Raw genomic sequence first — 26,363 nt, 5'->3', positions numbered from 1 at the left:
GATGCAATGTGAAACCTGCAGCCGAAGGACCTAGCAAAAAGCTGAAGGGAAACGTGAAGGGCAATTCGCTCTGGACTGAAATCTGGAAGCACCGAATGACATACACCCTGCTTATTCCGGGGCTTGTCTGGCTAATTCTGTTTGCCTACATGCCGATGGGTGGCCTGTCTCTGGCATTCAAAGATTACAAGGCCAACCTGGGCATCTGGGGAAGTCCATGGAGCGGATTCGAGAACTTCAAATATGTTTTCCGTGATCCAACCTTTATCGACGCAGTATGGCGTACGCTTTACATCAATATTCTGAAACTGATTATTCAGTTCCCGTTCCCGATCATTCTGGCGCTGTTGCTGAATGAATTGCGGATGCGCAGAGGGAAAAAATTGTTCCAAACCGTTCTTACGTTCCCGCACTTCCTGTCCTGGATCATCGTATCCGGGGTAGTCATCAATGTGCTGGCATATGACGGACTGGTAAATAGCGCGCTCGGATTACTCGGATTGCCAACGATTAACTTCCTGGGGTCCGAATCCAACTTTGTACCAATGTTGCTGTTGACTGATATTTGGAAATCAAGTGGATGGGGCGCGATTATATTCCTGGCTGCCATTTCCGGTATTGATCAGGATCAGTATGAATCAGCACAGATTGACGGGGCTTCCCGTATGCAACAGATGTTCAAAATTACTTTACCGAACATCCTTCCAACCATCACAATCATGTTTATTCTGTCGGTTGGTGGATTGATGTCTTCCGGGTTTGACCAGATCTTCAACTTGGCAAATGCCGCTACCAAAAATGTATCGGAAGTACTCGATGTATATATCTATCGGATTACGTTCCAGTCATCTACCGATTTCTCATTCTCGACAGCGGTCAGCTTGTTCCGTTCCCTGGTGAATATGGCCTTGCTGCTTCTTGCTGACAGATTTGCCAAGTGGCTTGGCGGAGACGGTTTGTTCCGATAAGAGAGGAGGAAAAATGAGATGAGCAAGAAAGCTAACAAAAAACCGAGAATTGGTACAGAAAAAATGACACTTCTCGATTACATTATCTTTGCCGTATTACTCGTGCTTGCCCTGATGATCCTGATTCCGTTCTGGAATGTCATCATGATCTCGTTTGCAACACAAAAAGAATATGCTGACAATCCATTTTTGATGTTCCCTAAAGAATGGACATTGGATTCCTACAAGGCATTGTTCGCTGACGGAACGATTCTGTCGGGGTACAAAAATACAATTATTTTGCTAGTCATCGGCTTGCCACTCAGCTTGTTCCTGACAACAAGCATGGCATATGGCCTTAGTCGCAACAAATTTCCGTTTAAGAAATTTATATTTTTCCTGGTACTGTTCACCATGATCTTTAATGGTGGTATCGTACCGCTGTACCTGATCATGAAATCACTTCATCTTACTGGTACGCTGTGGTCTGTTATCCTGGCGGGAAGCTTTAGTGCTTTTAACATGATTCTGATGATGAACTACTTCTACACCTTGCCTGAATCGCTGATGGAATCGGCGAGACTGGATGGAGCCGGAGAGTGGAGAATTTTGTTCTCTGTTGTTCTTCCGCTGGCTACACCAATTATGGCTACAATCACGTTGTTCTACGGTGTAGCTTACTGGAACAGTTGGTATGATGCGATGATATTCCTTCGAAAAGCGGATCAGTTACCGCTCCAGAATGTACTCCGAAATATTATCGTGACATCTACGACGAATGCATCCAATGCATCCAGTGTGGATGCTGCCCAGGCAAGCAACTTCTCAATGGGCATGAAGATGGCAGCCGTATTTGTCACCATGGTACCAATTATGTGTTTCTTCCCAATGCTGCAAAAACACTTTGCCAAAGGGGTATTAACAGGGGCAATCAAGACCTGATTATACGTATAGGATTTTGCAATAAAATTCTACTAAAAACATGGGGGTAAAACATGAAAACGAACAAAAAGTTGTCAGTACGAGCTCTCTTTGCCATCACGCTTAGTGTAGTTATGCTGATGGTGACCGCTTGTTCCAGCCAAGGAGCTTCAGGTGGTAACGAAAAAGATGCAGAGGGAAATTACAAAGACAACCTGACCATCTCTGTAGCTAACCTGACAGAAATCAAAAACGGGAACCTGGATAATGACTTCCACAAGTTCTGGACAGACAAATTCAATGTAACTTGGGACTACAACTATATCGATTGGGATTCATGGGGCGAGAAGCTTCGTCTGTGGATCAACTCTGGCGACTTGCCGGATGTAGCGGTATGGAACTACGTACATGGCGATGCCATTAACAGTATTGAACAAGGTTTGTTCTACAAATTCCCGGATGACTGGAAAGAACGCTGGCCTAACGTGGCAGCAGCTTACAATTTGACGGGTCTTGGAGACAAGTTGGAAGAATTGACGGGTGGAACATATGTCCTGCCTAGACCAATCTATTTCGAGAACAAACCAGCTGACCCACTGACGAACCAAATTGGTGTCATTGCGCTTCGTAAAGACTGGGCTGAAGCGGTTGGTTTTGAACTGAAAGATGCTTATACAACAACCGAATTGAACGAATATGCTGCGCTAGTGAAAGAAAAAGATCCAGGCAAAGTGGGTAACAAACTTGTACCTCTGTCCTATAATGCGGCAGATGCCATGACAAACATGATTATGCCTAACAGTGTGCATGCCATGACTGACTCTCCGTTCTACAAAGGTGAAGATGGCCAATTCCACTGGGGACCAGCAGATCCTGAAACGCTGACAGGACTTAAATTGATGCAAAAAGCCTATAAAGATGGACTGCTCAATCCTGAGTTCTACACATGGAAAAACAATGAAGGTCAAAACAACTTCAAAGTAACAGGTACAGCTGCTGTAACAAGTCTGGGCGGACTGGCTTCGTACAGACAAGGTCTGGATTCCGATATGAAAAAAAATCTGGGTGTAGATAGTGATGAACTGGTACACACAGCAATCGTAGTAGGCGATGACGGTAAATACCGTAACATGGAGCAAGCCAACTTCTGGTCGGCATTGATCTTCAATCCGGACATTAGTGATGAGAAATTCGAACGGATCATGGATCTGATCGATTACTCTGCAACAAAAGAAGGACAGTTGCTCATCAACATGGGCTTTGAAGGAAAAGATTGGAAATATGATGAAAACAACGAACTTGTTAGCTTGTTGCCAGAAGGAACGGTATTGGAAGATAAATACCCAGCACGTTTCGAAGGTCTGTACCTGCTCGGTGACGACTTCAGTGTTGTAAACCCTGCAATCAAAAAAGATTACCGTGATAGAGCCGTTAAATTGTTCGAAGAAAAAGCAAAACTTGGTACAGAAGGCAAATCGCTTGCACCATACGATTGGGATGTCAATCTGTACGATTCCAAAGCTAAGAGTCAGGCTTCATTTGACTACCAGAACGAATATGCCAACTTGATCCTCAAAAACGGAGATCTAGAGGCGAACTGGAAAGAATGGGTAAACAGTAAAATGTCCCTGGTTCAACCTTATCTGGATGAGCTAAACGATAAATTCTAGTAATCATTCAGTAATTCATTTTGAACCCGGTGCGCGGTCTCTCCCCGAACGCAGCCGGGTTCTTTATTTCAACAACTTATAGTGGAGGATACGATCAGATGAATAACGAGCAGTTGCTAGATCTGGTAAAACAGATGACGTTGGAGGAAAAAACAGCTCAGCTTCTTCAGTTGACTGCCAACTTTTATGAAGGAACAAATGTCGAAGGTCAGATCACAGGGCCGATGGAAGAGATGGGAATTACGGAGCAGTCCGTGGATGCCAGTGGGTCCATTCTGGGGTTGTCCGGTGCGCAGGCCATCATTGATGTACAGCAAGCTTATATGAACAAAAGCCGTTTGGGCATTCCGCTTTTGTTCATGGCTGACGTAGTTCATGGATTCAAAACCATTTTCCCGATTCCACTCGCGATCGGTTGTTCATGGGACACAGAACTGGCTGAGAAAAGTGCTGAAATTGCAGCACGTGAATCAGCTGTATCCGGTTTGCATGTTACCTTTGCACCCATGGTGGATCTGGTTCGTGACCCGCGCTGGGGCCGTGTGATGGAAACGACAGGAGAAGACCCTTATCTGAACAGTTTGTTTGCGGCTGCGTTTGTACGTGGATATCAGGGTGATAACTTGAAGGATGAGCCAGATCGTCTTGCAGCCTGTGTTAAACACTTTGCGGCGTATGGGGCGGCTGAGGGTGGTCGGGATTACAATACGGTGGACATGTCTGAGCGTAACCTGCGTGAGTACTATTTGCCAGCATACAAAGCAGCATTGGATGCGGGCGTGGAGATGGTCATGACTTCGTTCAATACGGTTGACGGTATTCCGGCAAGTGGCAATGAGAAGTTAATGCGCGGCATTTTGCGTGACGAGTGGGGCTTTGATGGTGTATTAATCTCGGATTGGGCTTCCATTCGCGAGATGATTGCACATGGTGCTGCAGAAGATGATCGTGAAGCGGCATATCGTGCCATTCGTGCAGGGGTAGATATGGAGATGATGACACCTTGTTATGTTCATCATTTGCCTGAGCTGATTGAGAGCGGTGAAGTGGAAGAAGAGCTCATTGATGAAGCCGTTCTGCGAATTTTGCAACTGAAAGAAAAGCTGGGATTGTTCGACAATCCGCTGCGTGCAGCTGATCCTGAACGTGAACGTGAGATTGTGTTCTCCAAAGAGCACCGTCAGGTATCGTACGAACTGGCAACAAAATCAGCTGTCCTTTTGAAGAATGATGACAGTGTGCTTCCACTTCAACCTGACGCTAATGTAGCCCTCATTGGTCCTTTTGCACAGAGTCCTGACATTCTGGGTTGGTGGTCCTGTGAAGGAGTTAAGGAAGATGCAGTTAAGTTGGGAACAGCTCTGCAAGAGCGCCTGACAGGTGGAAAAGTTCAATTTGCTCAAGGCAGTAATGTTCATACGATTACAGCTGAGCAGATTGCCGAAGCCCTGGAAGTGGCAAGCAAAGCAGATCTGATTGTTCTCGCTCTGGGTGAAGACTCTGAGATGAGCGGAGAAGGTGGCTCACGCACGGATATCCGTCTGCCAGCAGCCCAATTGGAATTAATCAAACAGCTCAAAGTAGCCGGCAAACCGATTGCCACCGTTATTTTCAACGGCCGTCCATTGGATCTGCATGGTGTAATCGATGAATCGGATGCCGTTCTTGAAGCCTGGTTCCCAGGTAGTGAAGGCGGAGCAGCGATCGCAGATGTTCTGACAGGTGTAGTGAATCCATCCGCACGTCTGACGATGTCCTTCCCGCAGTCCGTAGGTCAGATTCCGGTCTATTACAACCATTTCAATACAGGTCGTCCACTGAACCCGGAGAAGACGGAAGAACGTTACGTATCCAAATACATTGACAGCCCGAATGAACCTCTGCTTCCGTTCGGTTATGGTCTCTCATACACTTCGTTCTCTTATGGTGATCTTGAAGTGTCAAGTAATGAGATGACTGCAGATGAGTCCCTGAGCATCCAGGTACGTGTTACAAACACGGGTGACCGTGCAGGTGTGGAGACCGTTCAGTTGTACGTTCGTGATGTAACGGGTGAAGTCGTTCGTCCTATGCGTGAGTTGAAAGGATATGTGAAGCTTGCACTGGCGCCAGGCGAGAGTGGTACAGCCACGTTTACGTTAAATGAAGAACAGCTTCGTTATCACCATTCTGACTTAAGCTACCGCAGTGATCGAGGCGAGTTCCATATTCTTGTGGGTGCAAACAGTCGGGATACTCAGAAGAAATCATTCAGACTTGTTTAATCCGGTGAATGTAAAGAGTAATGTGTCAGGCCTTTTGTTATGAAAGGCCTGATGAACATAACAGGGGAGCGAAGAATGTGGTCAGTATCAAGGATATCGCCAAACAGGCGGGAGTTTCCATCTCTACTGTGTCATATGCGCTGAATGGCAGCAACAAAGTGACCGATGAGACGAGTTCCAAAATTTTGGCCATTGCCAAAGAACTGAACTATGTTCCAAATGCCGCAGCAAGAACACTGAAGAAGAGGGAATCCAAAATTCTAGGTGTATTCTTGACCGATTTTAGAGGAGATGTGTATGGAGACTTGCTGAGTGGCATGAAAGCCGTATGTAATGCTCAAGGTTATGACCTGATCGTGTGCAGTGGTAAACAATCCCATCGCATGCTTCCAGAGAGAATGATTGATGGTGCGATCATTCTGGATCATACGTTTGCAAGTGAGGAACTAATGCAGTATGCCGATCGTGGGCACAAAATCGTTGTATTGGACCGTGAGATGGATCATCCCAACATTAATCAGGTTCTGCTGGATAACAAAGCCGGGGCGACACTTGCGATGGAACATCTGATTGAACAGGGACATAAGAAAATCTACGTGGTGACAGGACCGGAAGGTTCGTTTGACTCTGTGCAGCGGTTAAAGGCTGTGAGACAGGTTGCTGAACGTGAAGCCGATGTGGAATGGATTGAGATTACGGGAGATTTTGAAAAGAGTGGTGGAGAACAAGCCGCAGATCAGATTGTGCAGGTGTATGATGGACCCGCAGCGGTATTCTGCCTCAATGATGAGATGGCTATTGGCTTGTGTGATCGTCTGGCAGACAGTACACTTGGCGTTGGTCAGGAGATTGACGTCATCGGATTCGACAATATTGAATTGAGCAAGTATGTCCAGCCGAGATTGGCAAGCATTGATTATTCCAAACGCAAGTGGGGATCACTCGCTGCTGAACAATTGATCAAAATTATTGCTGGAGAACCCGTAGATCATGAACGAATTTATGTGACATTAGTTGAGGGTGGGTCGGTGAGTGGGCCTATTCCATCTGATTCGGTTATATCTATGCGGAATGACCAGGCGGTTAGCTATTGATCCCGAATACAGCAAGAGACAAGGCTTAGAAGAATCGAATCATTCTTTTAAGCCTTGTCTCTTGCTATTTCGAGGATGAAGCAATAGAAAAAGCCTCTCCGGAGAGAGGCTTGGCTTTTACAAGCCTTTTGTTTTGTCATTGTTGTAGGATGAAGTGAGAATGCCTGTAATGAAGAGAGTCAATACGATTGCAATAATCCAGAATGTCAGTGAAAATGACATACCCTTCGCACCTCCTGCACAAGCTCATTTTCTTCTATTATAACCATTATAGGTAGAAAAGAAATGCTTCACCCTATTATTTGTAAAATAAAAAGTGTGTGGGCACCGGTCTGAGGCTGCCATCTGAAGGGTTATTCACGACCCGATTATTCAGAATAAGCGAGGATGATCCACCGCCATCCAGATTATAGGCGTCGATCACCCCAAGCTTGTACAACCGCCCTTGCAACTCTTCAAGGGTAGCACCGGAACTTCCGCCCTCATTATATCCGTCAACTACAATAATCAATAACTGATCATCCTTATAATTGCCAATGACTGTACGTGGTGCTCGTTTGGGTGATACTTTCCATTTGTCGGGAATTGCGGTTTTACGTCCATTCTGTAGCAGCACGGGTACAAACGTAGCCCCAAATTGTGGTTGCAGGCGATCCAGTGAGTTTTTGTCGAAGAACTTGCCTCCAACCAGTTTGCCGGCATCGTTAAGTCCTACAAAAAACAGATCTTTGAAACTGGCCTGGAAACCGTTCACGTATTTCCCGTTCATGACGGTTGTGCTAAGTGGATAACGTTTGCCGCCACTGTCAGCAAATCCACCTGCGTTGATTCCGGCAATTGCGCCGTTACGCTTCACAGCCTGCATGGTCGTCTCAGAACGCCCAGGTTCACTGTCTAGAGCCATCTGCATGGCCGTAGGGTCTTTTAGCTTGATCTTCATGGCATAGCCCTTATAGCTGCCAGGATTCACTCTGTACATTTCAATCGTTAGCCGGTCACTGTCTACCCGTTCAAATGGAACGCCAAGCTTGGATGAAATCCGTTTGTTGTAGATCGTTTCCGGACGATCCGCTTGGGCGGAAGCCTTCTGCACAAGTGTAGACATCGTACTTGTTGTTTTATTATAGAGCTGTGTCGTTCTTTTAATAGAAGAAGAAGTCTGGACAGCAGCATCTTTTGCCCCCGCAAGCTCTTGGCTAATTGCTTGGGTCCGGGGTGTAATCGTATCCTCTGACAGTTCGGTAGGCATCAAACCTCCGGGTTCAAGTGGAGGACGAAGCAGCAGCAGGCATAATATCAATCCAACAAAAGGAGCGAGTGCAAGCATAAAAAAACGATTAACCTGTTTGACGGGTGTAATCATTTGAGCAGGTCCATCTTTTTCTGGAGTGTCTCCAGTTGTTTTTTGACTTCGCTCAGCTGGGTATACAGTTTGTTGCTGTTATCCGTTTTGTCACTTGCATTATCCTTGGTGAAAGTCAGCAATTCATTGAAGGATTGAACCTGTCCCTGCAGGTCTTCTACTTCCTTAGATATCGTTGTTAGCTGATTTTCGTAGTCGGTTTTTAGCGCTGCAATCTGCTGCTGATTATGGGCTTGAAGCTGGTTAATCATCTGTTGTTGGAGATGGTTACTATAATAGTAGGTTCCAACGACTCCTAGTGCAATGAGGACAATCCACATTACCAGAAACAGCTTGATTGAAGATCCAGCCTTGCCTTTGGCGCTCCGGGTGTGATGGATGTCAGAGGACGGGGCAGATGGTTTCATATCATCACTCCTGGTCATTTATAGGTACAAAAAAATTTCCAGTCCTCATTCTATCATGCCCCTATTGATTACGCAAAAATGAAATTCTTTACTTAATAGAGTAAAAAGAGATTGCATCGGAAGGAAGTCCTAGGATACAATTTCTTATAGATGCAATAAGTAGGAACTTTGGGCAGGTTTTTCGACTTTTTTAGATAGAAATGCAGGAAATTTATACTATATTTTGACCTTTCCGGGGATGGGAAGAGGGACGTCATGGTGTTTTTATAACAAAATACAGTGAAAATAGAGCTTTTTTATCGGCTTCCTCCTGTATTTTTCTGTTTTTCGACATAATCCGACCTATGCTTCTTCTATACTCGGACTGTCGCATAGACAATGGAATTATCATGACAGAAGCTAGAAGTTATTTGTCCAATACATAACAGGGGGAACAACAATGAAAAAAGTATGGCAGGTGGTCATCATAGATATCCACCCCACCAGCATGCTCGGTACAAAATTGATTTTGGAAGAGCAGCAAGATCTGACGGTACGTGGCATGACTTCGACCGGAACAGAAGGGCTCGAACTGGTGAATATTCACCAGCCTGATTTGATTCTTATGGATTATCGTCTTCCGGAGGGTCAGGCAGATCAATATATTGCCCAGATGAAGAATCTGTCAGCTCACAGTCACATCATCATTTTGACGGATGAAGACAATGTGAAGTTGTTTCGTCATCTGATGAGTCTTGGTGCAAGCGGCATGTTATCCAAACAGGCTTCCCCTAGCCAGCTGATTCATCTGATCTCTGGGTTACGTGAGGGCCATGTGTCCATTCCATTGTCGTGGTTAAACAGTGCGGAGTGGGCGCAACCTGTGGAGTCTCCGACAGAAGCACGTGTCATTGAATTAACAGAAACCGAAACTTTTATCATGGAAAGAATTGTTCAGGGTGTAACCTATGATAAAATAGCGAATGAGATCAACGTTAGCAGACGTTCCATTGATAATTACCTGCGTAAAATATACGTGAAGCTGGAAGTCAGCAGTAGAGCACAGGCCATTGAACGTTATGCCTTGCATGCAAGACAAGTGAAGACGGGATCCTGACGAAACAGGTTTGTTCTTCCCATGATCACAACAGTTCGGTATGCATCCGGTCATATTCGATGGCGCGCAGGAATAGGTTGTAGGGCTGCGGACTGCGAGTACAGTTTCGGAATAGGGACGAAAGGGGAACGGATCGATGAAATATTTCTTTGCTTCCCGTACCAACAGGCTTTTGTCATCACCACTGAGGGATATACGTGAGATGTCTGGCAGGGATTATTTCATTTCTCTGGCAGAAGAATTGCCTGCGGAGGAGTTGTTTCCTTTCAAATTGTTGGAAGAAGCAGCCGTGTCTGTCTTTAGTTCAGGCCCCTCCGCATTGCAATATGGAGAGCCAGCAGGCTATACGCCCCTAAGAGAGTGGTTGAACAAAGACTGGAATGCACGCAAAGGCATACGAACGGTACCCGAGCAGATTCTGTTGACCACTGGTACCCAGCAGGCCATCGATCTGGTGATGCGTCTATTACTTGAGCCCGGAGATTCTGTACTGGTTGAACATCCCACATCTCCAGGCTGTCTTGAGGTTCTGGAGATGCAAGGAGCCAAGATTGTGCCCGTAATGGGTGATCGGGACGGCATATTGCCAGACCTTTTGGAGCAACACATGCAGCAGGTTAGACCGAAGCTGCTTTTTGCTGCACCCAGTTTCTCGAATCCGACCGGTGCTTTGTGGAGTATGGAACGGCGGGAGGCTGTCCTTGAGCTGTGTTCGCGCTATGGTGTACTGCTTGTGGAAGATGATTCTTATGGAGAGCTCCATTTCGATGGCCTTGAGCCAACGGAATTCTATCGTAAATATCCTTCACTCTTTGCACTGGATACTGCCGATCAGGGTGGACATGTTCTCTACATTGGTTCATTTAGCAAAACGGTAGCGCCCGCTCTTCGAACCGGATGGGCCGCTGGACATCCTGCGCTGATTCAGGCAATGGCCTCGGTTAAACGGATTGCAGATGGTCAGTCCAGTCCGATGAATCAGCGGCTGTTGTATCAACTGCTTGCCCATTCCCCTTTTCGTTGGAGTGATCACCTATCCATGTTGAATCGGGAGTATAAGACAAGACTCAAACTGATGCTTGAACTGTTGAAAAGACCGGGCTGGAAAGGGTGTCAGTACAATATCCCTGAGGGCGGAATGTATCTTTGGGTACAGTTGCCGGAAGGATTAGATAGTGGCGCTCTGCTTAAGGCGGCTTTGCCCAAAGGTGTATCTTTTCTTCCTGGATCACTATGCTCCACAGGTGTGCAGGATCAACGTTACATTCGATTGAACTTTAGCCACCCAGGCCGGGATGAATTGCTGCTAGGCATGAACCTGATCAGTGAAGCCATTTCCGAATTTACGGCTCGTAGCTAAGTCAGATCAAAATTAGATTTTGTAGCAAAAATTAAAATTGGTTCATGACCAAAGTGATTACGTTATTGCATCCACTAACATTTTTATATATAATATGAATTAATGAGTTGTTGGTTTCTTTATATAAGCTGCAATGGTGGCCAGTTCAGAAAAAGCACTCATATATTTTATCTAACGGGGGAAAATTCAACATGTCTAATATTTTATTTGTTAAAGCAAATGACCGTCCTGCAGATCAAGCAGTCAGCGTTAAATTGTACGATGCATTCTTGAGCGCATACAAAGAGTCCCACCCAGGTGACACAGTTACTGAGTTGGATCTCTACAATACAGAATTCCCATTCTATGGTAACACTGCTATCACAGGTACTTACAAAGCAGCTAACGGTTTTGAACTGACAGCTGACGAGCAAAAAGCAGCTTCACTTGCAGCACAATTGCAAGATCAATTCCTGGCAGCTGACAAAGTTGTATTTGCATTCCCATTGTGGAACTTCACTGTTCCAGCTCCATTGGTAAACTACATTGCTTACCTGAGCCAAGCTGGTAAAACATTCAAATACACTGCTGAAGGTCCTGTAGGACTTGCTGGCGACAAAAAAGTAGCTTTGCTTAACGCACGTGGTGGCGTTTATTCCGAAGGCCCAATGGCTGCTGCTGAAATGTCCCTGAACTTCCTGAAAACAGTTATCGGCTTGTGGGGCATTCAAAACCCTGAAGTGGTTATCGTTGAAGGACATAACGCTTCTGCAGATCGTGCTGAAGAAATCGTTACTGCAGGTCTGAAATTGGCTTCTGAAGTAGCAGTAAAATTCTAATAACACTCTTCTATATAGAACACATCAAAACACCTGTAGTCTCCAGTGGAGATTACAGGTGTTTTTTTGCATTCTCATTTTTTTCACATCCGTTACTTCAGATGATTCGGTTCAGATCTTGCCAGTATTTTTTAAGTAAAACTCCGCTGCTTCAGCAATGTGTGCAAGGTCGTCCTTATTTTCACCAGATACAGAATACGTTACATCAAGTTCATTAATGGTTCGTTCGATCATATCATTATCCTCAAGCATGTGTGCATGCTCGGTTAACGCCTGTACTCCCTTAATCGTCAAAATATACTTTCCACGGGAGAGGCGTTCAAACCAGCCATAATAATTTTTTTGCAGAATCGCTGCTGCAGAACCTACGCCTGTCTGTCTGGCAAGGTTGGCCGGGGAGGCTTCTCCGTTCGTTCGTAGAGCGGATGCGACACGTAAAGCCTTCTCACGATATGCTGTGACCAGCTGTCTTCGTGTACTGCCTCCCGTATTGTAGTCTCCACTGCGTTCGTCGAATTCTTTGAGCAATCGTTTCCGCCGAACACCGCTTTTGCGGACAAATTGATTGGCGCTAGTAAGGGGCGTCTGAGCGGAAGGTTCGCACAGTACATCAATTAGAGGGGCTTTGGTTTTGTAAAATGTGACAGTCAGCAGCCCCAGACCAAGTTGTCTGCATAGTGCAGTCAGTTCGCTCCAGCGTTGGTTCACGGCACCGCGTTTGCTACGATTGCGCTCGACGGCTAGATACACGAACGGGCTAAGCTTCAAGCGCTGCATGCCCTGCAACAACAGGGAGAGGTTAAATGTTTTTTTCATCTCCACAATCAGTGGTTCGTCCTGGTCCGATCTGACTCCGACGAGGTCACAATGTCTGACTTCCGCCTTGACGTTGAAGCCGCGCTGCTCGAAGAAAGCCTTCACAGGCGAATATAATTCGGTTTCGTATTGCACTGCCATCGTCCGTGCTCCTTTCCTGAAGTGGCCTGTCTCTGACCATGTGTTGTCCGGTTTCCTGAATTTAGAACCCTCATTATATCATATTCGTTCTTTTTTTTCTGAAGGCACAAGATGTCTGATAGAACAGGGAAAAGCCAAAATTCGAAGCGGTTGATTGAAAAAAAGAGGTCAACTTATCCGAATTGCCGCATAGGTATGTAATACACTTTTCACAACAAAACAAGACGTTTGGACAGAGGGTGGCGGGACTACACAGGACCGCAAGATTGGTATTCAAGCAGGAGCCGCAATTCTATTGATTTCTTCATACCATTCGGAATGGTTGACAATCACACTAAAGGAGCCATGGGAGGTACCAAGCATGAATATTTTTGAACGCGTTGCGGAACATCGGGCAGAGAGTGACCGTTTGACATGGAACGGAACATTTGAAGATTATATTGCACTGCTGAGAGAGGACCCGACTCCGGCAATGACGGCTCACGCCAGAGTGTATGAGATGATTGAATCGTTTGGCGTGGAAGAAGTAGGTGGGCATAAGCGGTACAAGTTTTTTGAACAGGAGATCTTTGGACTGGATCGATCGATTGAAAAGCTGGTTGAAGAATACTTCCACTCGGCAGCACGTCGTCTGGATGTACGTAAGCGGATCTTGCTCCTGATGGGTCCTGTAAGTGGAGGGAAATCGACGCTGGTGACGCTGCTGAAGCGGGGGCTTGAACAGTTCTCGCGGACAGAGAAAGGTGCCATATACGCCATTGATGGATGCCCGATGCATGAGGAACCGCTGCATCTGATTCCACTGGAGCTTCGTCCTGAAGTGGAGAAGGAAATTGGAGTCCGCATTGAGGGTAACCTTTGCCCATCCTGCCAGATGAGACTGCGTACCGAATATGGTGGTGATATCAGCAAGGTGCCGGTGGAACGGGTCATTGTTTCCGAAGATAATCGGGTGGGGATAGGAACATTCAGTCCATCCGATCCGAAATCACAGGATATTGCCGATCTGACGGGTAGTATCGATTTCTCCACCATTACCGAGTTTGGTTCCGAATCCGATCCACGTGCCTATCGTTTTGATGGGGAGTTGAACAAGGCGAACCGTGGGTTAATGGAGTTCCAGGAGATGTTGAAATGTGATGAGAAATTCTTATGGAATCTCCTGTCGCTCACGCAGGAAGGGAACTTCAAAGCAGGACGCTTCGCCTTAATCAGTGCGGATGAGATGATTGTGGCGCATACGAATGAATCGGAGTATAAGTCTTTTATCTCGAACAAGAAGAATGAGGCACTGCAATCCCGGATGATTGTCATGCCGATTCCGTACAATCTGAAAGTGTCCGAGGAAGAGAAAATCTATGCCAAGCTCATTCAGCAAAGTGACATGAAGCATGTTCATATTGCACCGCATGCACTGCGGACTGCAGCCATTTTTTCCATACTTACCCGCTTGAAGGAAACGAAAAAACAAGGCATGGATCTCGTTAAAAAGATGCGCATGTATGATGGTGAAGAAGTGGAAGGATACAAAGAAGCCGATCTGCGCGAGATGCAAAATGAGTATTTGGATGAAGGGATGTCCGGCATTGATCCACGGTATGTCATTAACCGGATCTCCAGTGCTTTGATCAAGCAAAATCTTCAGTGCATTAACGCGTTGGACATTCTGCGGGCCATCAAGGACGGTCTGGACCAACATGCTTCGATCACAAAGGAAGAGCGGGAGCGTTATCTGAACTTTATTGCTCTTGCACGCAAGGAGTATGATGAACTGGCCAAGAAGGAAGTACAGAAAGCATTTGTGTACTCATTCGAGGAGTCGGCAAGGACCTTATTTGAGAATTACCTTGATAACATTGAAGCATTCTGCAACTGGTCCAAGATTCGTGACCCGCTCACGGATGAAGAAATGGACCCGGATGAGCGTCTAATGCGATCCATTGAGGAGCAGATCGGGATCTCCGAGAATGCAAAGAAAGCGTTCAGAGAAGAGATTCTGATCCGAATCTCGGCATACTCCCGCAAGGAGCGCAAGTTCGAATACAGCAGCCATGACCGTTTGCGTGAAGCGATTGAGAAGAAGTTGTTCACCGATCTGAAAGACATCGTCAAGATCACAACTTCAACCAAAACACCGGATGCAACCCAATTGAAACGTATGAATGAAGTCATTAAACGCTTAATTGAGGAACATGGATACACCGCAGCCAGCGCGAATGAACTGTTACGTTATGTGGGCAGTCTGCTTAACCGCTAATCGGCAACGAACCATTCCGGATCAGGCTCCTGATGCCTGTTGTGAGGCTCCTTCACAGCAGGGTCAGGGCCTTTTTAATTACATGAAGGTCATATTAATCTAAAAAAGCTGACAAATAAGGTTAATTTTAAAGAGAATTAGTTCTAATGGTATATGTATATTTAGGTATTTTAGTCTATAATCAATACATATATTTACAATTTAAAGCAATTTAGTGTTTATTAAGGAGCTGACTGAACCAGATATGAGCAGTATTTCCGCAACAAGACAGAAGCAACTTGATTACATGGGATTAACCGCAGGGGATCTAAAACTGCTTGCCGATCATCGGCCTGTTTTTAAAAAAGTCGTTAATGAAGTGGTAGATCATTTCTACAATCATGTGGGAAATTATCCTGAATTGGTAGATCTGATCGCAAGATTCTCTACCATTGATCGTCTAAAAGAAACACAGAAGATGTACTGGTTATCAATGACTGACGGAATCGTGGACGACGCATATATTGAGCAACGGATTGCGATTGGACTTGTGCATTCACGGATTGGTCTGTCTGAAGATTATTATCTGGGTACCTATATGGTATACCTGGATATTGCAACGAGCATATTCCAACAGGTTATCCCTGATTCCTGGCATCTTGTCATTCAAGCGCTCAGCAAAATGTTTAATCTGGATTCACAGCTTGTCCTTGAAGCCTATGAGAAAAAAGAAAAAGAAAAGTTACATCAGCTTGCCGATGACCAACAACATACATTGCAGGCGATTACGCAGATTACCCAAGAGCTTACAGGCATGATTAGTGAATTAAATGAAAGTGCACTGGCGATATCAAGTGTAGCCAAAGAAACAGCGGCTTCTCAGGATCAGGCACAGGTTCTGCTCAAGGAATTGACGGGGGAGATCCAGCAGATTGGTAAAATGGGTGAACTCATTCGCGAGATATCGGATCAAAGTCATCTTGTCGGCCTGAATGCAGCGATTGAAGCTGCTCATGCAGGAGAGTTCGGACGTGGCTTCGAAGTAGTCGCTAGTGAGGTGCGCAAGCTTGCAGCCAGTTCCCGGGATGCCCAAGGTAAAATTCAGTCTAATCTGGAGCAGATCATGAAGAAACTGAGCAGTGTGCAGCAGGAGTCGGATCATACGTCTCGCGGAGCACGTAGCCAAGCTTCACGCTCGGCTGAACTCGCTGTATTTGCAACAACAATGGAGAAACTGTCTCTGGATTTGAAGAATCTGGAACAGCAGGAATAGAGCTTAAAAGCATTAGGAACCTTCCATACCGTTTCAGGCTGTTTTAAGCTATAATGGGTAGACAAACCTGCCGATGTTATAGAAAATGCAGCCGGAGACAGGGGATTTGAAAGAGGTTGAGGTGATCAGATGGCTTCTATCCATGATGTAGCCAAGGAAGCGGGAGTATCTGTTGCAACCGTTTCCAAAGTGATAAACGATTATCCTGATGTAAGTGAAAAAACGCGCAAAAAAGTCAATATAGCCATCGAATTATTGAAATATCAACCCAATGTGGTCGCACGTGGACTTGTCAAACGCCGTTCATGGACGGTGGGAGTACTGTTAACGGTTCCGTTTACGAACCCTTTTGTGTCGGAGTTGCTGGAGGGGATCAAGACAGCGCTGGAGAACAGTGGATATGATCTGGTCCGGTTGTCTACTCGATTCGATGATCCGGCGTACTCGTTCATCAAACATTGCCGCAGTCGTAATGTGGATGGCGTTGTGGTATTCGGGGAAGGCAGAGAAAACGCGAGTATTCAGGAACTGGTGGATGCAGAGATTCCAACGATGTTTATCGACACGGATATGTTGGGCAAGCGTGCCGGTTACATTACTACGGATAACGCGAACGGGATCTCAATGAGTGTCAAACATCTGTATGAGCTAGGACATCGCAAGATTGCTTATATCTCAGGGACGTTAGGACCTGCCGTAGCTAATCTGCGATTGGAAGGATATCGGGAAGGGCTGCGAGAATGCGGCATCCCGTATTCTACGGTATATCTGGAAGTCTGCGATTATTCCTTCGACGGAGGAAGTAAGGCTGCCCGACGATTGCTGGCACTTCAGGATCAACCAACGGGAATTGTCTGTGCATCAGACATGTCTGCTTTTGGTGCGATTCATGAAATTGAAAAGCATGGATTGAGTGTACCAGAAGATATCTCGGTTGTCGGGTTCGATAACACGTATTATGCTGAGGTATTCAAACCGGGGTTGACCACGGTGAATCAGAATATCTATTCCATTGGCATTAAGTCCATCGAATATCTGATTGCCATGATCGAGAATCCATCTTATTCTCCTCCTGTGGTGACGGAACCTTCCAATCTGGTCATTCGTCAGACGACAGCACCCTTAAAAGCCTAAAAACGTAAATAGTAAAGATGTTTACACGAAGCACAGCTAATAAGCTGTGCTTTTTGTCGTTCTATATCTCATTTGGAAACATATGGTTTATGGAGTGGTGCAAGTCCTATAGTTTAACGGGTAAACAAAGTTTACTGGCAATCGTATAATGAAAGTGCTTACAATTTTCTGTCCATTAGCATCTATCCATCCTGTATAACGATCTTGTAAAGGGCTGGCACATGGCAGAGTAAAGGTTATTCTTCACAAACAACGAACCAAGGAGGAGATCGGATGCATTTGAGAAAATGGTGGAGCTTGTGCTTATCGGCTGTATTGATCTTCAGTTTGTTCCCAAGTGTGGGAACAGGAGGGACACGTGCTGCGGCTGCGGACGTTAAGACTGGCGAGGATGAAGTACTGTTCGAGGCTAATTTTGAAGATGGTGTGTTGGGACAATGGCGTCCACGTGCGAGTGAAAAGCTTGATATCGTAACGCAAGTAGGTCACGACAGTACACGCAGCCTGAGAACCTCTTCCCGTACCGAAACGTTTCATGGACCCTTAATTGAAGTAATAGACCATGTAGAGAAGGGCAGCACGGTTCATATTTCGTTTTGGGCCATGTACGATGAAGGACCGGACAGTCAGGTCATTAACGGTTCACTGGAGAAAGAGTACAATAACGACGCTTCAAGTCGAGAATATGCTACGTTTGCCTCTGCAACGCTGAACAAAGGACAGTGGAAAAAAATCGAGGCAGATGTGGTGATCCCTGGAGAAAATAGCGGCATCACCGGATTCCGCATGTATGCAGAGACACCTTGGAAGACGTCAGCGGAAGTGACGCCGGCGGATACGATTACTTTTTACGTGGATGATGTTCTGATTACGGAAGCCGAAAAAATTGAAATAGAGCCGAACATTCCGAATCTCGTGGATGTTGTGGGACAACACTATGCAATGGGAGCGGCTATCGACCAGTCTGCACTGGATGCGGAAGATCCGCATTCCCAGCTGTTGACGAAACATTTTAATAGTATTACAGCTGGAAACTTTATGAAAATGGATGCGATGCAACCTCAGGAAGGACAGTTTGTCTGGTCAGAGACAGATCGCCTGGTGAAGTTTGCCGAAGCAAATGACATGGAAATCAGAGGTCATACGCTGTTATGGCATAGTCAGGTGCCGGACTGGTTCTTTACAGATCCAAATGATGCATCGAAACCTGCCACGCGGGAACAGTTGCTTGCACGGATGAAAACCCATATTCAAACCATCGTGACCCGGTACAAAGGAAAGGTTCATACATGGGATGTTGTCAATGAAGTCATCTCAGACGGAGGCGGCTTGCGGAATGAGGCAAGTAATTCCAAGTGGAGAGATATTATTGGGGATGTGGATGGCGACGGAGATGACAGTGATTACATTGAGCTGGCTTTCCGATATGCACGTGAGGCAGACCCTGATGCTGTACTGGTGATTAATGACTATGGAATGGAGGGCAATGGAAACAAGGTGAATGATATGGTGAAGCTTGTAGAGAAGCTGCTTGCCAAAGGAACACCGATTGATGCGGTTGGATTCCAGATGCATGTATCCATGTACGGACCGGATGTAAAGCTCATTCGTGAGGCTTTTGAGAAAGTGATCGCTCTTGGTGTGAATGTACAGGTTACAGAGTTGGACGTTTCGATCTATTCAAGCAATTCTGAACTGGAGATGCCTGTCACAGATGAATTAATGCTGCAACAAGCTTACCGTTATCGTGAACTGTTCGACCTGTTCGATGAGCTGGGAAAACGCGGCGTAATGGACAGTGTTACAGTATGGGGACTTGCGGATGATGGTACATGGCTTGATAATCATCCAGTCAAAGGACGCAAAGATGCACCATTGTTATTTGATCGTAAATTAAAAGCAAAACCGGCATTTTGGGCACTGGTGGACCCTACCACCCTTCCGATCTATCGTAATGAATGGACAGCATTGAAGGCCAGCCCTTCTTTCCCGGATCACAAAGGACAGGAAGATATTCTTTGGGGTGCTGTGAAAGGGCTTGAAATTAATCATCTGGCAGATGGTACATCTACGGTTACGGGTGAGGCTCGTATGATGTGGGATGCCAAAAAGGTGAATTTACGAGTGGAAGTGAAGGATACCACGCGTCGTAAAGGTGATCAGGTGCAGGTTTTCCTCGCGGAAGAAGTCAAGGGGACAGGCGCTGCAACTTCTGAAGCTGATCTGTCTGCCAAGAAGAAAAATCCGCCGTCTGCAAATGGTCAATATACGTTCAAACGGGATGGCGGTAAAGGCAAAGATAAAAATACTTACAACGTACAGGAAACAAAAACTGGTTATGTTGTATACGCATCACTGCCTATGTCAGCTGCTTTACTTACCGAAGGCCAAGTCTTGTCTCTGGATTTTCGGATTACGGATGAATATGCTGCTGGAAAGACAGCGACCATCGTTTGGAATGATATTTCCAATCAACAGCCCGACAAACCAGCCAACCGGGGCAAACTGAAGCTGGGTTCTGTCTTGAAACAAACCAAGGTCACTTATGGCAAACCTGTAATTGATGCGAAAAAGGATAACATCTGGAAAAACGCTGCATCTGTTAAAACGGATGTCTGGGTGGTCGGAAACTCCGGTGCAACGGCAACGGCACAGCTGTTATGGGATGAGAAGTTCCTGTACGTATTGGCAGATGTGAAAGATCCTTTGCGAAGCAAATTAAGTTCTAATGCACATGAGCAGGATTCGATCGAGATTTTTATCGACCCGAGCAAAGATCAGACAACATTCTATCAGGAGGATGACGCTCAGTACCGGGTCAATTTTGATAATGAGGCTTCTTTTGGAGGAAACGCACGGAAAGAAAGCTTCAAATCGGCTACCCGATTAACAAGCGGAGGGTATACAGTTGAAGTGGCAATCCCACTAGATAGCGTTCGTGCTGAAGGTCAAAGATGGATTGGATTCGATCTGCAAGTTAATGATGATGGTGCGGGGGATGGCAAGCGAAGCAGTGTGTCCATCTGGAGTGATTCATCAGGTAATTCTTATCAAGATACTTCCGGTTTTGGCAGTCTGTTACTGACTCGCAAATAGAATATTCAGTTGTGAATTAGAATATGAGAATGTTAGCTATTCGACATCGTATATCTGGAAATAAGTGTTGATTTTAAATGCTGGGACGTTTAGACTATATACATTCAAATAAACGGGTTCCAATGTATGACAACGGCTTCAACTAAGTCTGTGGTCACGAGTCAAATGATGCGGAGGGAGTGCCTGTCATCCAGACAGCGCACTCGCTTCTTTTTTACATTTTTGCATACATACAAGGCATTTCCCGGTTGAAAGGACAGAGTGAGTGGAGCACCTACATGGTACGTACAACTTAGAACTTGTTATTTTATCCTATATTATTGCATCGTTAGCTTCATACGCAGCCCTTGACCTTGCAGGCCGTGTAAGTCAGGCTAGCGGGGTGGCGCGGAATGTATGGCTTACCTGCGGTGCAGTCTCGATGGGGCTGGGAATCTGGTCCATGCATTTCGTAGGTATGCTGGCTTTTGTTCTGCCTACGCAAGTCTCCTATTCCACCGGTAAGGTTGTTTTATCTGTTCTACTTGCTATTGTCGCATCGGGGGTGGCCTTGAACATTGCGGGTAGACAATCCGGCAAGATAAGCAAGCTCATGATTGCTGGAGTACTGATGACAGTGGGGATCAGCTCGATGCATTATGTAGGAATGGCAGCGATGTCGACTCCGGTTACGTATGAACCAGGCAGAGTGGTGTTATCCATTATGATTGCAGCGCTTGCTTCATTTGCGGCATTGTGGCTCATGTTTTTCTTCCGTTATCATCAATCAAGACATACCTGGGTTTACAAGATGGGCAGCGGTCTTATTATGGGTGTTGGAATCTCTGGTATGCATTATACCGGGATGTCAGCCGCACATTTCCATCATTCACATGGCTCGATGGCAAGTTCAGGTATGCAGATTGAGCCAGGCATTCTCGCCTACTTGATCGCATCGGGCACATTTATTGCTTTGGGCTTGACGTTGTTTGGCATATTTATCAATCAGCGAATGTCACAGAAAGATCGACGGATTCATGAGAATGAGCAATGGTATCAGGCCCTGTATCATAACCATTCGGATGCTATTATTTCAGTGAATAAGGAAGGTATTGTCAAAGGGATTAATGCTGCTGTAACAACAATCACCGGATATCCTGAAAAAGGGGTCATGGATCGTTCCATTGATGAGATCGCTCAGCAAATCGATATAGAGTGGATAAGTGAATTTGATTCCATCGATTGGAATGATCATGGGCTGGAGCAGGCGCACTACATGGCCAAAATGAAAGACGTGCAGGGTGAACTTCTGGACCTTAGTATTGTTGTAGTTCCTGTTGTCATTGATGACAGACATGTGGGAAGTCACATTTTGATCAAAGACGTTACGGAGGAGAAACAGGCTCAGGAGAAGATTCGTCACCAAGCTTTGCATGATCCGTTGACGGGGCTGCCCAATCGGCGCAAGTTGGATGATGTGCTGGCTTGTACGATTCACGATTCAGCAGAAAAAGGGAATACTTTTGCCGTTATGGTGATGGATATAGATCGTTTCAAGATAATTAATGATTCGCTGGGACATTCCATTGGAGATGTATTTCTAAGAGAAGTCAGCAGCCGGATCATGAAAGCCATAGAAGCTTCTGATCCCTTGGCTATGGAGAATGTCATGCTTGCCCGGATGGGCGGTGACGAGTTCACACTCGTTGTGACCCAGGATCAAGCGACAGAAGTAAGAGTGGCAGAACTTGCAAAACAGATTGTTGAAGCCATTCAGTTACCTTATCGACTGAAGGAGAACGACTTTTACGTAACCGCCAGCATTGGAATTGCAATGTATCCGGATCATGGAGTGGGCGTGGATGCTTTGCTGAAACATGCGGACTCCGCCATGTATGAAGTGAAGAAAAACGGCAAAAATGGTTTCCAATTCTACACTGCCCAACTGGATTCCGAACTATATGAACGCATTGAGCTGGAGGGTTATCTTCGTAAAGCTTTGGAACGCGATGAGATGGTCCTGTATTATCAACCACAGATTCGTACCGAGGATAGCCGCATGATTGGTGTAGAGGCTCTTATACGTTGGAACCATCCACTCAAAGGTCTGCTCGCACCCAATGTGTTTATCCCGCTTGCAGAAGAGACAGGCATGATTTATGAGATTGGCAACTGGACGCTGCGGGAAGCTTGCAGACAGATGAAACTCTGGCATGCCAGCGGCGGACCACTCATTCCGGTATCGGTTAACTTGTCCAGCCAGCAGTTCCATCAATCCAACTTGGTAGAACAGGTCAAGAATGCACTCTTGGAAACAGGGCTGGATGCTCGATATCTTGAACTGGAAATAACAGAGAGCATGATGATGGATGCAGCCGTATCTACGGCGATTCTTAATGAACTGACAGCACTAGGTGTCAAGATCAGCCTGGATGATTTCGGTACGGGATACAGCTCACTGAGTTATCTGAAGCATTTCCCGATTCACAAGCTCAAGATTGATCGTTCGTTTGTGACGGACATTACAGAGAGTCACAGTGATCAAGCCATTGTGGCGACCATTATATCGATGGCACAGAATCTCAAGATGGAAGTCATTGCGGAAGGCATTGAGACGAAAGGTCAGTTGGATATTCTGATGCAGAATGATTGCCGCGAGATTCAGGGATATTATTTCAGTCGGCCACTGCCGGCAAGTGAAGTGGAGCATGATTTTTTTGTGCCGTTGCGATTGCAGGGTAATGGTACACCGCCGGTACCATCCTAATTTTATGTATGCCAAGCGGCAAGTCCCCGTGTATGTCGGGAGCTTGCCGCTTTTTTTGTTTTTTTATGGTATGTCGCCATCCTTCATACGTGATACGAAGGTTCTCTTTTTTAAAAGGGAAAGGGCTGTTGGAACCTTACAAAAACTTGCGGTGGTGCTTCTTGCCGTCATACGTAAACCAGATCGGTTTATCCTCGACACGTGTCTCCACATGTACGGTACGTCCCCAGAGGCGATACAGATAAGGCAGGGTGCGTTCCATATATTTCAGATCCAGCTCGATGCCCTCATATTGATGTTTGAGTACGAGTTCACCGGTCCGCAGATAGTCAGCATCTTGCACGACTAAGTAAGGAGAGCCGCCGTTGACACGTGAAAATACGAGCTGATCCCGTATGTTCTCCCAGGACTTGTCGGTGATTTTCCAGTCCGGGCCTTTTTTCTCAAATACGTAGAGGTCAAGATCCTCGGTTAATTGTTTGGTCATGTAATTGCGGATAAAGGAGGTATCGGAATCGAATTCACGCACCTCGAACATTTTGGCACGACCTTGCCCTGGTTTGCGGCCCCAACGTTCCTGTTCTTCCCGGGTTGGGTTATCCCAGCGCCGTTCAATATCCTCAAAGATCTTCAGTCCCAAATAATATGGATTCAGACTTTGTTTGGATGGCTGCACCACGGAGGAGTTGAGTTTCGCAAATTCGATCGTATCCTCACTGTTCAGATCGAGTTCACGGATAATGCGTTGATGCCAGTAGGAGGCCCAGCCTTCGTTCATGATTTTGGTTTCCATCTGTGGCCAGAAATATAACATCTCTTCACGCATCATACTCATGATATCCCGCTGCCAGTCGGTCAACACTTCCGAGAACTCTTGTATAAACCACATGATATCCTTCTCCGGTTCAGGCGGAAAGTGATGGACCTGAATACCTTCCGCGGGTGCTTCTTCGGTCTGCACGTCATCAAGTGACCACAGATCATCATAGCGACCTTCCGGCCGTGGTGTTTTCTCACCGCGCTGCTCCCGCATTTTCATCTCCATATAGCGTTGTTTGTCCAAATGACGGGGTTTAATCAGCTGTGGGTCTACATGTTCCTGAATTGCAATCACGGCATCGATAAATGCTTCAACGGCTTCCGTTCCATACTCCATCTCATAATTGCTGATCCGATCCGCCGTAGCGGCCATACTTTCGACCATATTACGGTTGGATTTGGAGAAGCGGGCATTGTTTTTGAAAAAATCGCAGTGTGCCAATACGTGGGCTACGATCAATTTGTTCTGAATCAGGGAATTGCCATCCAGCAGGAAGGCATAACAAGGGTTGGAGTTGATGACAAGCTCATAAATTTTGCTGAGTCCAAAATCATATTGCATTTTCATCTTATGAAATGTTTTACCAAAGCTCCAGTGGCTGAATCTGGTCGGCATGCCGTAGGCTCCAAATGTATAAATAATATCCGATGGGCAGATTTCGTACCGCATGGGGTAATAATCCAGTCCAAAACCATTGGCAATCTCCATAATCTCGGCAATAGCGTATTCTAGGTCGCGGATCTCATCTGTCATCTAACGCTGCCTCCTTCCCTTTTCTGGAAAAAGCTGCGCAAAGCTTTGTACACTTCGCCTTTTTCTTTGATCACATAATACATGAACTGATCCATCTTGATATGACGGTAAGCCGACATCAGTGTGCTGCTGCGGTTGTACTGATTCACTTCGCCGTATCCAAACATATTGCTACGCTTCATTAACTCGCCGATCAGCTTCACACACCGTTCGTTATCCGAGGTCAGATTATCCCCGTCAGAGAAGTGGAAAGGGTAGATGTTGTAGCTAGAAGGTGGATACCGGCTGTCAATAATATCTAGTGCCTTCATATATACAGAGGAGCAGATGGTGCCTCCGCTCTCGCCACGGGTAAAGAACTCTTCTTCGGTTACTTCCTTGGCTTCCGTATGATGGGCGAGGAAAACAATCTCAACTTTCTCATACTGACGACGTAGAAAACGGGTCATCCAGAAGAAAAAGCTGCGCGCGCAGTATTTCTCAAACGAACCCATGGACCCGGATGTATCCATCATGGCAATAATAACGGCATTGGATTGTGGAATGATTTTATCTTCCCAAGTCTTGTAGCGCAGGTCATCCGGACTGATGTGATGGATGCCTGGCGTACCGGTCGTTGCATTGCGACGCAGATTCTCCAGAATGGTACGTTTCTTGTCAATATTGGACTGCATGCCTTTTTTGCGAATATCATTGAAAACTACCGTATGTGTCTCAATCAGGTCTTTGTCTTTCTGCTTCAGATCGGGTAATTCCAGCTCAGCGAAGAGCATATCTTCCAGTTCCTCAATACTAACTTCGGCTTCCACAATATCATGACCAGGCTGATCGCCAGCTTTTTCGCCTTTTCCGGGTTTCTGCGAAGCAGAGGGATCACGACCGATGACGTCTCCGACCTGACTGTCACCGTCTCCTTGACCGACATGTTTTTGCTTCTGGTAGTTATACACAAAACGGTACTCATCCAGACTGCGGATTGGTACCTTGATGATTTGTTTTCCATCAGACATGATGATGTTTTCTTCCGTAATCAGATCAGGCAGATTCTGCTTGATGACATCTTTCACCTTTTGCTGATGGCGCTGTTGGTCCTGGTACCCTTTGCGGTGAAGCGACCAATCTTCCTTCGACACGACGAACGAGTAAGGCTGGTGTGAATTTGACATGTAGGCACCCCCCATTGATTACGCGGCACAGTTTGGCCTGTCGGTAATTAAGTATATTCACGGGCGAGGACGATATGTGATGAGAGTGGATATAAAATGATACAATTACGCAAGTTCACCTCAGAGGTAAGGTGAGTCGTAAGAGCAGAACTGCTCCATTTTTTACAGAAACAGTGAACAAGTGTGATATCCTTCCTTTACAATAGGAGAAAGACATCGATCTGGCATCTGATAGAGGTTGT

Annotated in this window: 18 protein-coding genes; 13 read left to right on the top strand and 5 right to left on the bottom strand. The window is 46.0% G+C overall.

Going from position 1 to position 26,363, the window contains the following annotated elements:
- The first annotated feature begins 8 nt into the window (after positions 1-8).
- The 5 genes from MKX68_RS01890 to MKX68_RS01870 all read left to right on the top strand — a co-directional run bounded on the left by MKX68_RS01890 (position 9) and on the right by MKX68_RS01870 (position 6,896).
- The gene (locus MKX68_RS01890) at positions 9-968 is read left to right on the top strand and encodes an ABC transporter permease (protein WP_017689585.1); all 960 of its coding nucleotides are present in this window, start codon (positions 9-11) and stop codon (positions 966-968) included.
- A gap of 18 nt (positions 969-986) precedes the next feature.
- Positions 987-1,889: a carbohydrate ABC transporter permease gene (locus MKX68_RS01885; RefSeq protein ID WP_289391845.1), complete on the top strand. Its 903-nt coding sequence runs from the start codon at positions 987-989 to the stop codon at positions 1,887-1,889.
- Between the two features lie 53 nt (positions 1,890-1,942).
- Positions 1,943-3,538: an ABC transporter substrate-binding protein gene (locus MKX68_RS01880; protein ID WP_307538221.1), complete on the top strand. Its 1,596-nt coding sequence runs from the start codon at positions 1,943-1,945 to the stop codon at positions 3,536-3,538.
- A gap of 98 nt (positions 3,539-3,636) precedes the next feature.
- Positions 3,637-5,802, top strand: coding sequence for a beta-glucosidase BglX (gene bglX / locus MKX68_RS01875; RefSeq protein ID WP_340908654.1), 2,166 nt, complete (start codon positions 3,637-3,639; stop codon positions 5,800-5,802).
- Between the two features lie 77 nt (positions 5,803-5,879).
- Positions 5,880-6,896, top strand: a complete 1,017-nt coding sequence (locus tag MKX68_RS01870; protein ID WP_340908652.1) for a LacI family DNA-binding transcriptional regulator — start codon at positions 5,880-5,882, stop codon at positions 6,894-6,896.
- A gap of 298 nt (positions 6,897-7,194) precedes the next feature.
- Here the strand turns inward: MKX68_RS01870 and MKX68_RS01865 are convergent, their stop codons facing one another.
- Positions 7,195-8,259, bottom strand: a complete 1,065-nt coding sequence (locus MKX68_RS01865) for a phosphodiester glycosidase family protein (protein ID WP_340908648.1) — start codon at positions 8,257-8,259, stop codon at positions 7,195-7,197.
- Positions 8,256-8,666, bottom strand: coding sequence for a uroporphyrinogen-III C-methyltransferase (locus tag MKX68_RS01860; protein ID WP_017689578.1), 411 nt, complete (start codon positions 8,664-8,666; stop codon positions 8,256-8,258). The genes MKX68_RS01865 and MKX68_RS01860 overlap by 4 nt, the downstream gene beginning before the upstream one ends.
- Positions 8,667-9,105: 439 nt before the next feature.
- On the opposite strand from MKX68_RS01860, the gene MKX68_RS01855 reads away from it, so the two are divergent.
- The 3 genes from MKX68_RS01855 to MKX68_RS01845 all read left to right on the top strand — a co-directional run bounded on the left by MKX68_RS01855 (position 9,106) and on the right by MKX68_RS01845 (position 11,940).
- Positions 9,106-9,762, top strand: coding sequence for a response regulator transcription factor (locus MKX68_RS01855; protein WP_338593040.1), 657 nt, complete (start codon positions 9,106-9,108; stop codon positions 9,760-9,762).
- A 136-nt stretch (positions 9,763-9,898) separates the two neighbouring features.
- Positions 9,899-11,122 carry an aminotransferase-like domain-containing protein gene (locus MKX68_RS01850; RefSeq protein ID WP_338593042.1) on the top strand — a complete coding sequence of 408 codons (1,224 nt, stop codon included), beginning with the start codon at positions 9,899-9,901 and terminating at the stop codon, positions 11,120-11,122.
- Between the two features lie 191 nt (positions 11,123-11,313).
- Positions 11,314-11,940 (top strand): FMN-dependent NADH-azoreductase, encoded by a 627-nt coding sequence (locus tag MKX68_RS01845; protein WP_074094326.1) that lies wholly within the window; start codon positions 11,314-11,316, stop codon positions 11,938-11,940.
- A gap of 111 nt (positions 11,941-12,051) precedes the next feature.
- On the opposite strand, the gene MKX68_RS01840 is transcribed toward MKX68_RS01845, so the two are convergent.
- Positions 12,052-12,897, bottom strand: coding sequence for a DUF2161 domain-containing phosphodiesterase (locus tag MKX68_RS01840; RefSeq protein ID WP_340908645.1), 846 nt, complete (start codon positions 12,895-12,897; stop codon positions 12,052-12,054).
- A 361-nt stretch (positions 12,898-13,258) separates the two neighbouring features.
- Between MKX68_RS01840 and MKX68_RS01835 the strand changes: the two genes are divergently transcribed.
- From MKX68_RS01835 to MKX68_RS01815, 5 genes are all read left to right on the top strand, one after another.
- On the top strand, positions 13,259-15,154 hold the full coding sequence (locus MKX68_RS01835; protein ID WP_036610009.1) for a PrkA family serine protein kinase: 1,896 nt from the start codon (positions 13,259-13,261) through the stop codon (positions 15,152-15,154).
- A 244-nt stretch (positions 15,155-15,398) separates the two neighbouring features.
- Positions 15,399-16,406, top strand: coding sequence for a globin-coupled sensor protein (locus tag MKX68_RS01830; RefSeq protein WP_338593051.1), 1,008 nt, complete (start codon positions 15,399-15,401; stop codon positions 16,404-16,406).
- A 129-nt stretch (positions 16,407-16,535) separates the two neighbouring features.
- Positions 16,536-17,540 (top strand): LacI family DNA-binding transcriptional regulator, encoded by a 1,005-nt coding sequence (locus MKX68_RS01825; protein WP_338593054.1) that lies wholly within the window; start codon positions 16,536-16,538, stop codon positions 17,538-17,540.
- A gap of 273 nt (positions 17,541-17,813) precedes the next feature.
- Positions 17,814-20,636 carry an endo-1,4-beta-xylanase gene (locus tag MKX68_RS01820; RefSeq protein ID WP_340908640.1) on the top strand — a complete coding sequence of 941 codons (2,823 nt, stop codon included), beginning with the start codon at positions 17,814-17,816 and terminating at the stop codon, positions 20,634-20,636.
- Positions 20,637-20,901: 265 nt separating this feature from the next.
- A complete protein-coding gene (locus MKX68_RS01815) occupies positions 20,902-23,382 on the top strand; it encodes an EAL domain-containing protein (RefSeq protein WP_340908638.1) in 2,481 nt (826 codons plus the stop codon).
- A gap of 136 nt (positions 23,383-23,518) precedes the next feature.
- Here the strand turns inward: MKX68_RS01815 and MKX68_RS01810 are convergent, their stop codons facing one another.
- Together MKX68_RS01810 and yhbH are read right to left on the bottom strand one after the other, a co-directional pair.
- Complete coding sequence (locus MKX68_RS01810; RefSeq protein WP_340908637.1) at positions 23,519-24,955, bottom strand: SpoVR family protein; 1,437 nt, start codon at positions 24,953-24,955, stop codon at positions 23,519-23,521.
- The gene (gene yhbH, locus MKX68_RS01805; protein WP_036609998.1) at positions 24,952-26,121 is read right to left on the bottom strand and encodes a sporulation protein YhbH; all 1,170 of its coding nucleotides are present in this window, start codon (positions 26,119-26,121) and stop codon (positions 24,952-24,954) included. Before yhbH ends, MKX68_RS01810 begins: the two co-directional genes overlap by 4 nt.
- Positions 26,122-26,363 lie beyond the last annotated feature (242 nt).

Source organism: Paenibacillus sp. FSL M8-0212 (assembly GCF_038004645.1).
Lineage (GTDB): Bacteria > Bacillota > Bacilli > Paenibacillales > Paenibacillaceae > Paenibacillus.
This window is presented reverse-complemented; position numbering and strand designations above follow the sequence as displayed.

Excerpts from the sequence above, each read along its gene's own strand:
- MKX68_RS01885 (WP_289391845.1), top strand. The coding sequence starts at position 987 with ATGAGCAAGAAAGCTAACAAAAAACCGAGAATTGGTACAGAAAAAATG.
- MKX68_RS01880 (WP_307538221.1), top strand. The coding sequence starts at position 1,943 with ATGAAAACGAACAAAAAGTTGTCAGTACGAGCTCTCTTTGCCATCACG.
- bglX (WP_340908654.1), top strand. The coding sequence starts at position 3,637 with ATGAATAACGAGCAGTTGCTAGATCTGGTAAAACAGATGACGTTGGAG.
- MKX68_RS01865 (WP_340908648.1), bottom strand. The coding sequence starts at position 8,259 with ATGATTACACCCGTCAAACAGGTTAATCGTTTTTTTATGCTTGCACTC.
- MKX68_RS01860 (WP_017689578.1), bottom strand. The coding sequence starts at position 8,666 with ATGAAACCATCTGCCCCGTCCTCTGACATCCATCACACCCGGAGCGCC.
- MKX68_RS01855 (WP_338593040.1), top strand. The coding sequence starts at position 9,106 with ATGAAAAAAGTATGGCAGGTGGTCATCATAGATATCCACCCCACCAGC.
- MKX68_RS01850 (WP_338593042.1), top strand. The coding sequence starts at position 9,899 with ATGAAATATTTCTTTGCTTCCCGTACCAACAGGCTTTTGTCATCACCA.
- MKX68_RS01845 (WP_074094326.1), top strand. The coding sequence starts at position 11,314 with ATGTCTAATATTTTATTTGTTAAAGCAAATGACCGTCCTGCAGATCAA.
- MKX68_RS01840 (WP_340908645.1), bottom strand. The coding sequence starts at position 12,897 with ATGGCAGTGCAATACGAAACCGAATTATATTCGCCTGTGAAGGCTTTC.
- MKX68_RS01835 (WP_036610009.1), top strand. The coding sequence starts at position 13,259 with ATGAATATTTTTGAACGCGTTGCGGAACATCGGGCAGAGAGTGACCGT.
- MKX68_RS01830 (WP_338593051.1), top strand. The coding sequence starts at position 15,399 with ATGAGCAGTATTTCCGCAACAAGACAGAAGCAACTTGATTACATGGGA.
- MKX68_RS01825 (WP_338593054.1), top strand. The coding sequence starts at position 16,536 with ATGGCTTCTATCCATGATGTAGCCAAGGAAGCGGGAGTATCTGTTGCA.
- MKX68_RS01820 (WP_340908640.1), top strand. The coding sequence starts at position 17,814 with ATGCATTTGAGAAAATGGTGGAGCTTGTGCTTATCGGCTGTATTGATC.
- MKX68_RS01810 (WP_340908637.1), bottom strand. The coding sequence starts at position 24,955 with ATGACAGATGAGATCCGCGACCTAGAATACGCTATTGCCGAGATTATG.
- yhbH (WP_036609998.1), bottom strand. The coding sequence starts at position 26,121 with ATGTCAAATTCACACCAGCCTTACTCGTTCGTCGTGTCGAAGGAAGAT.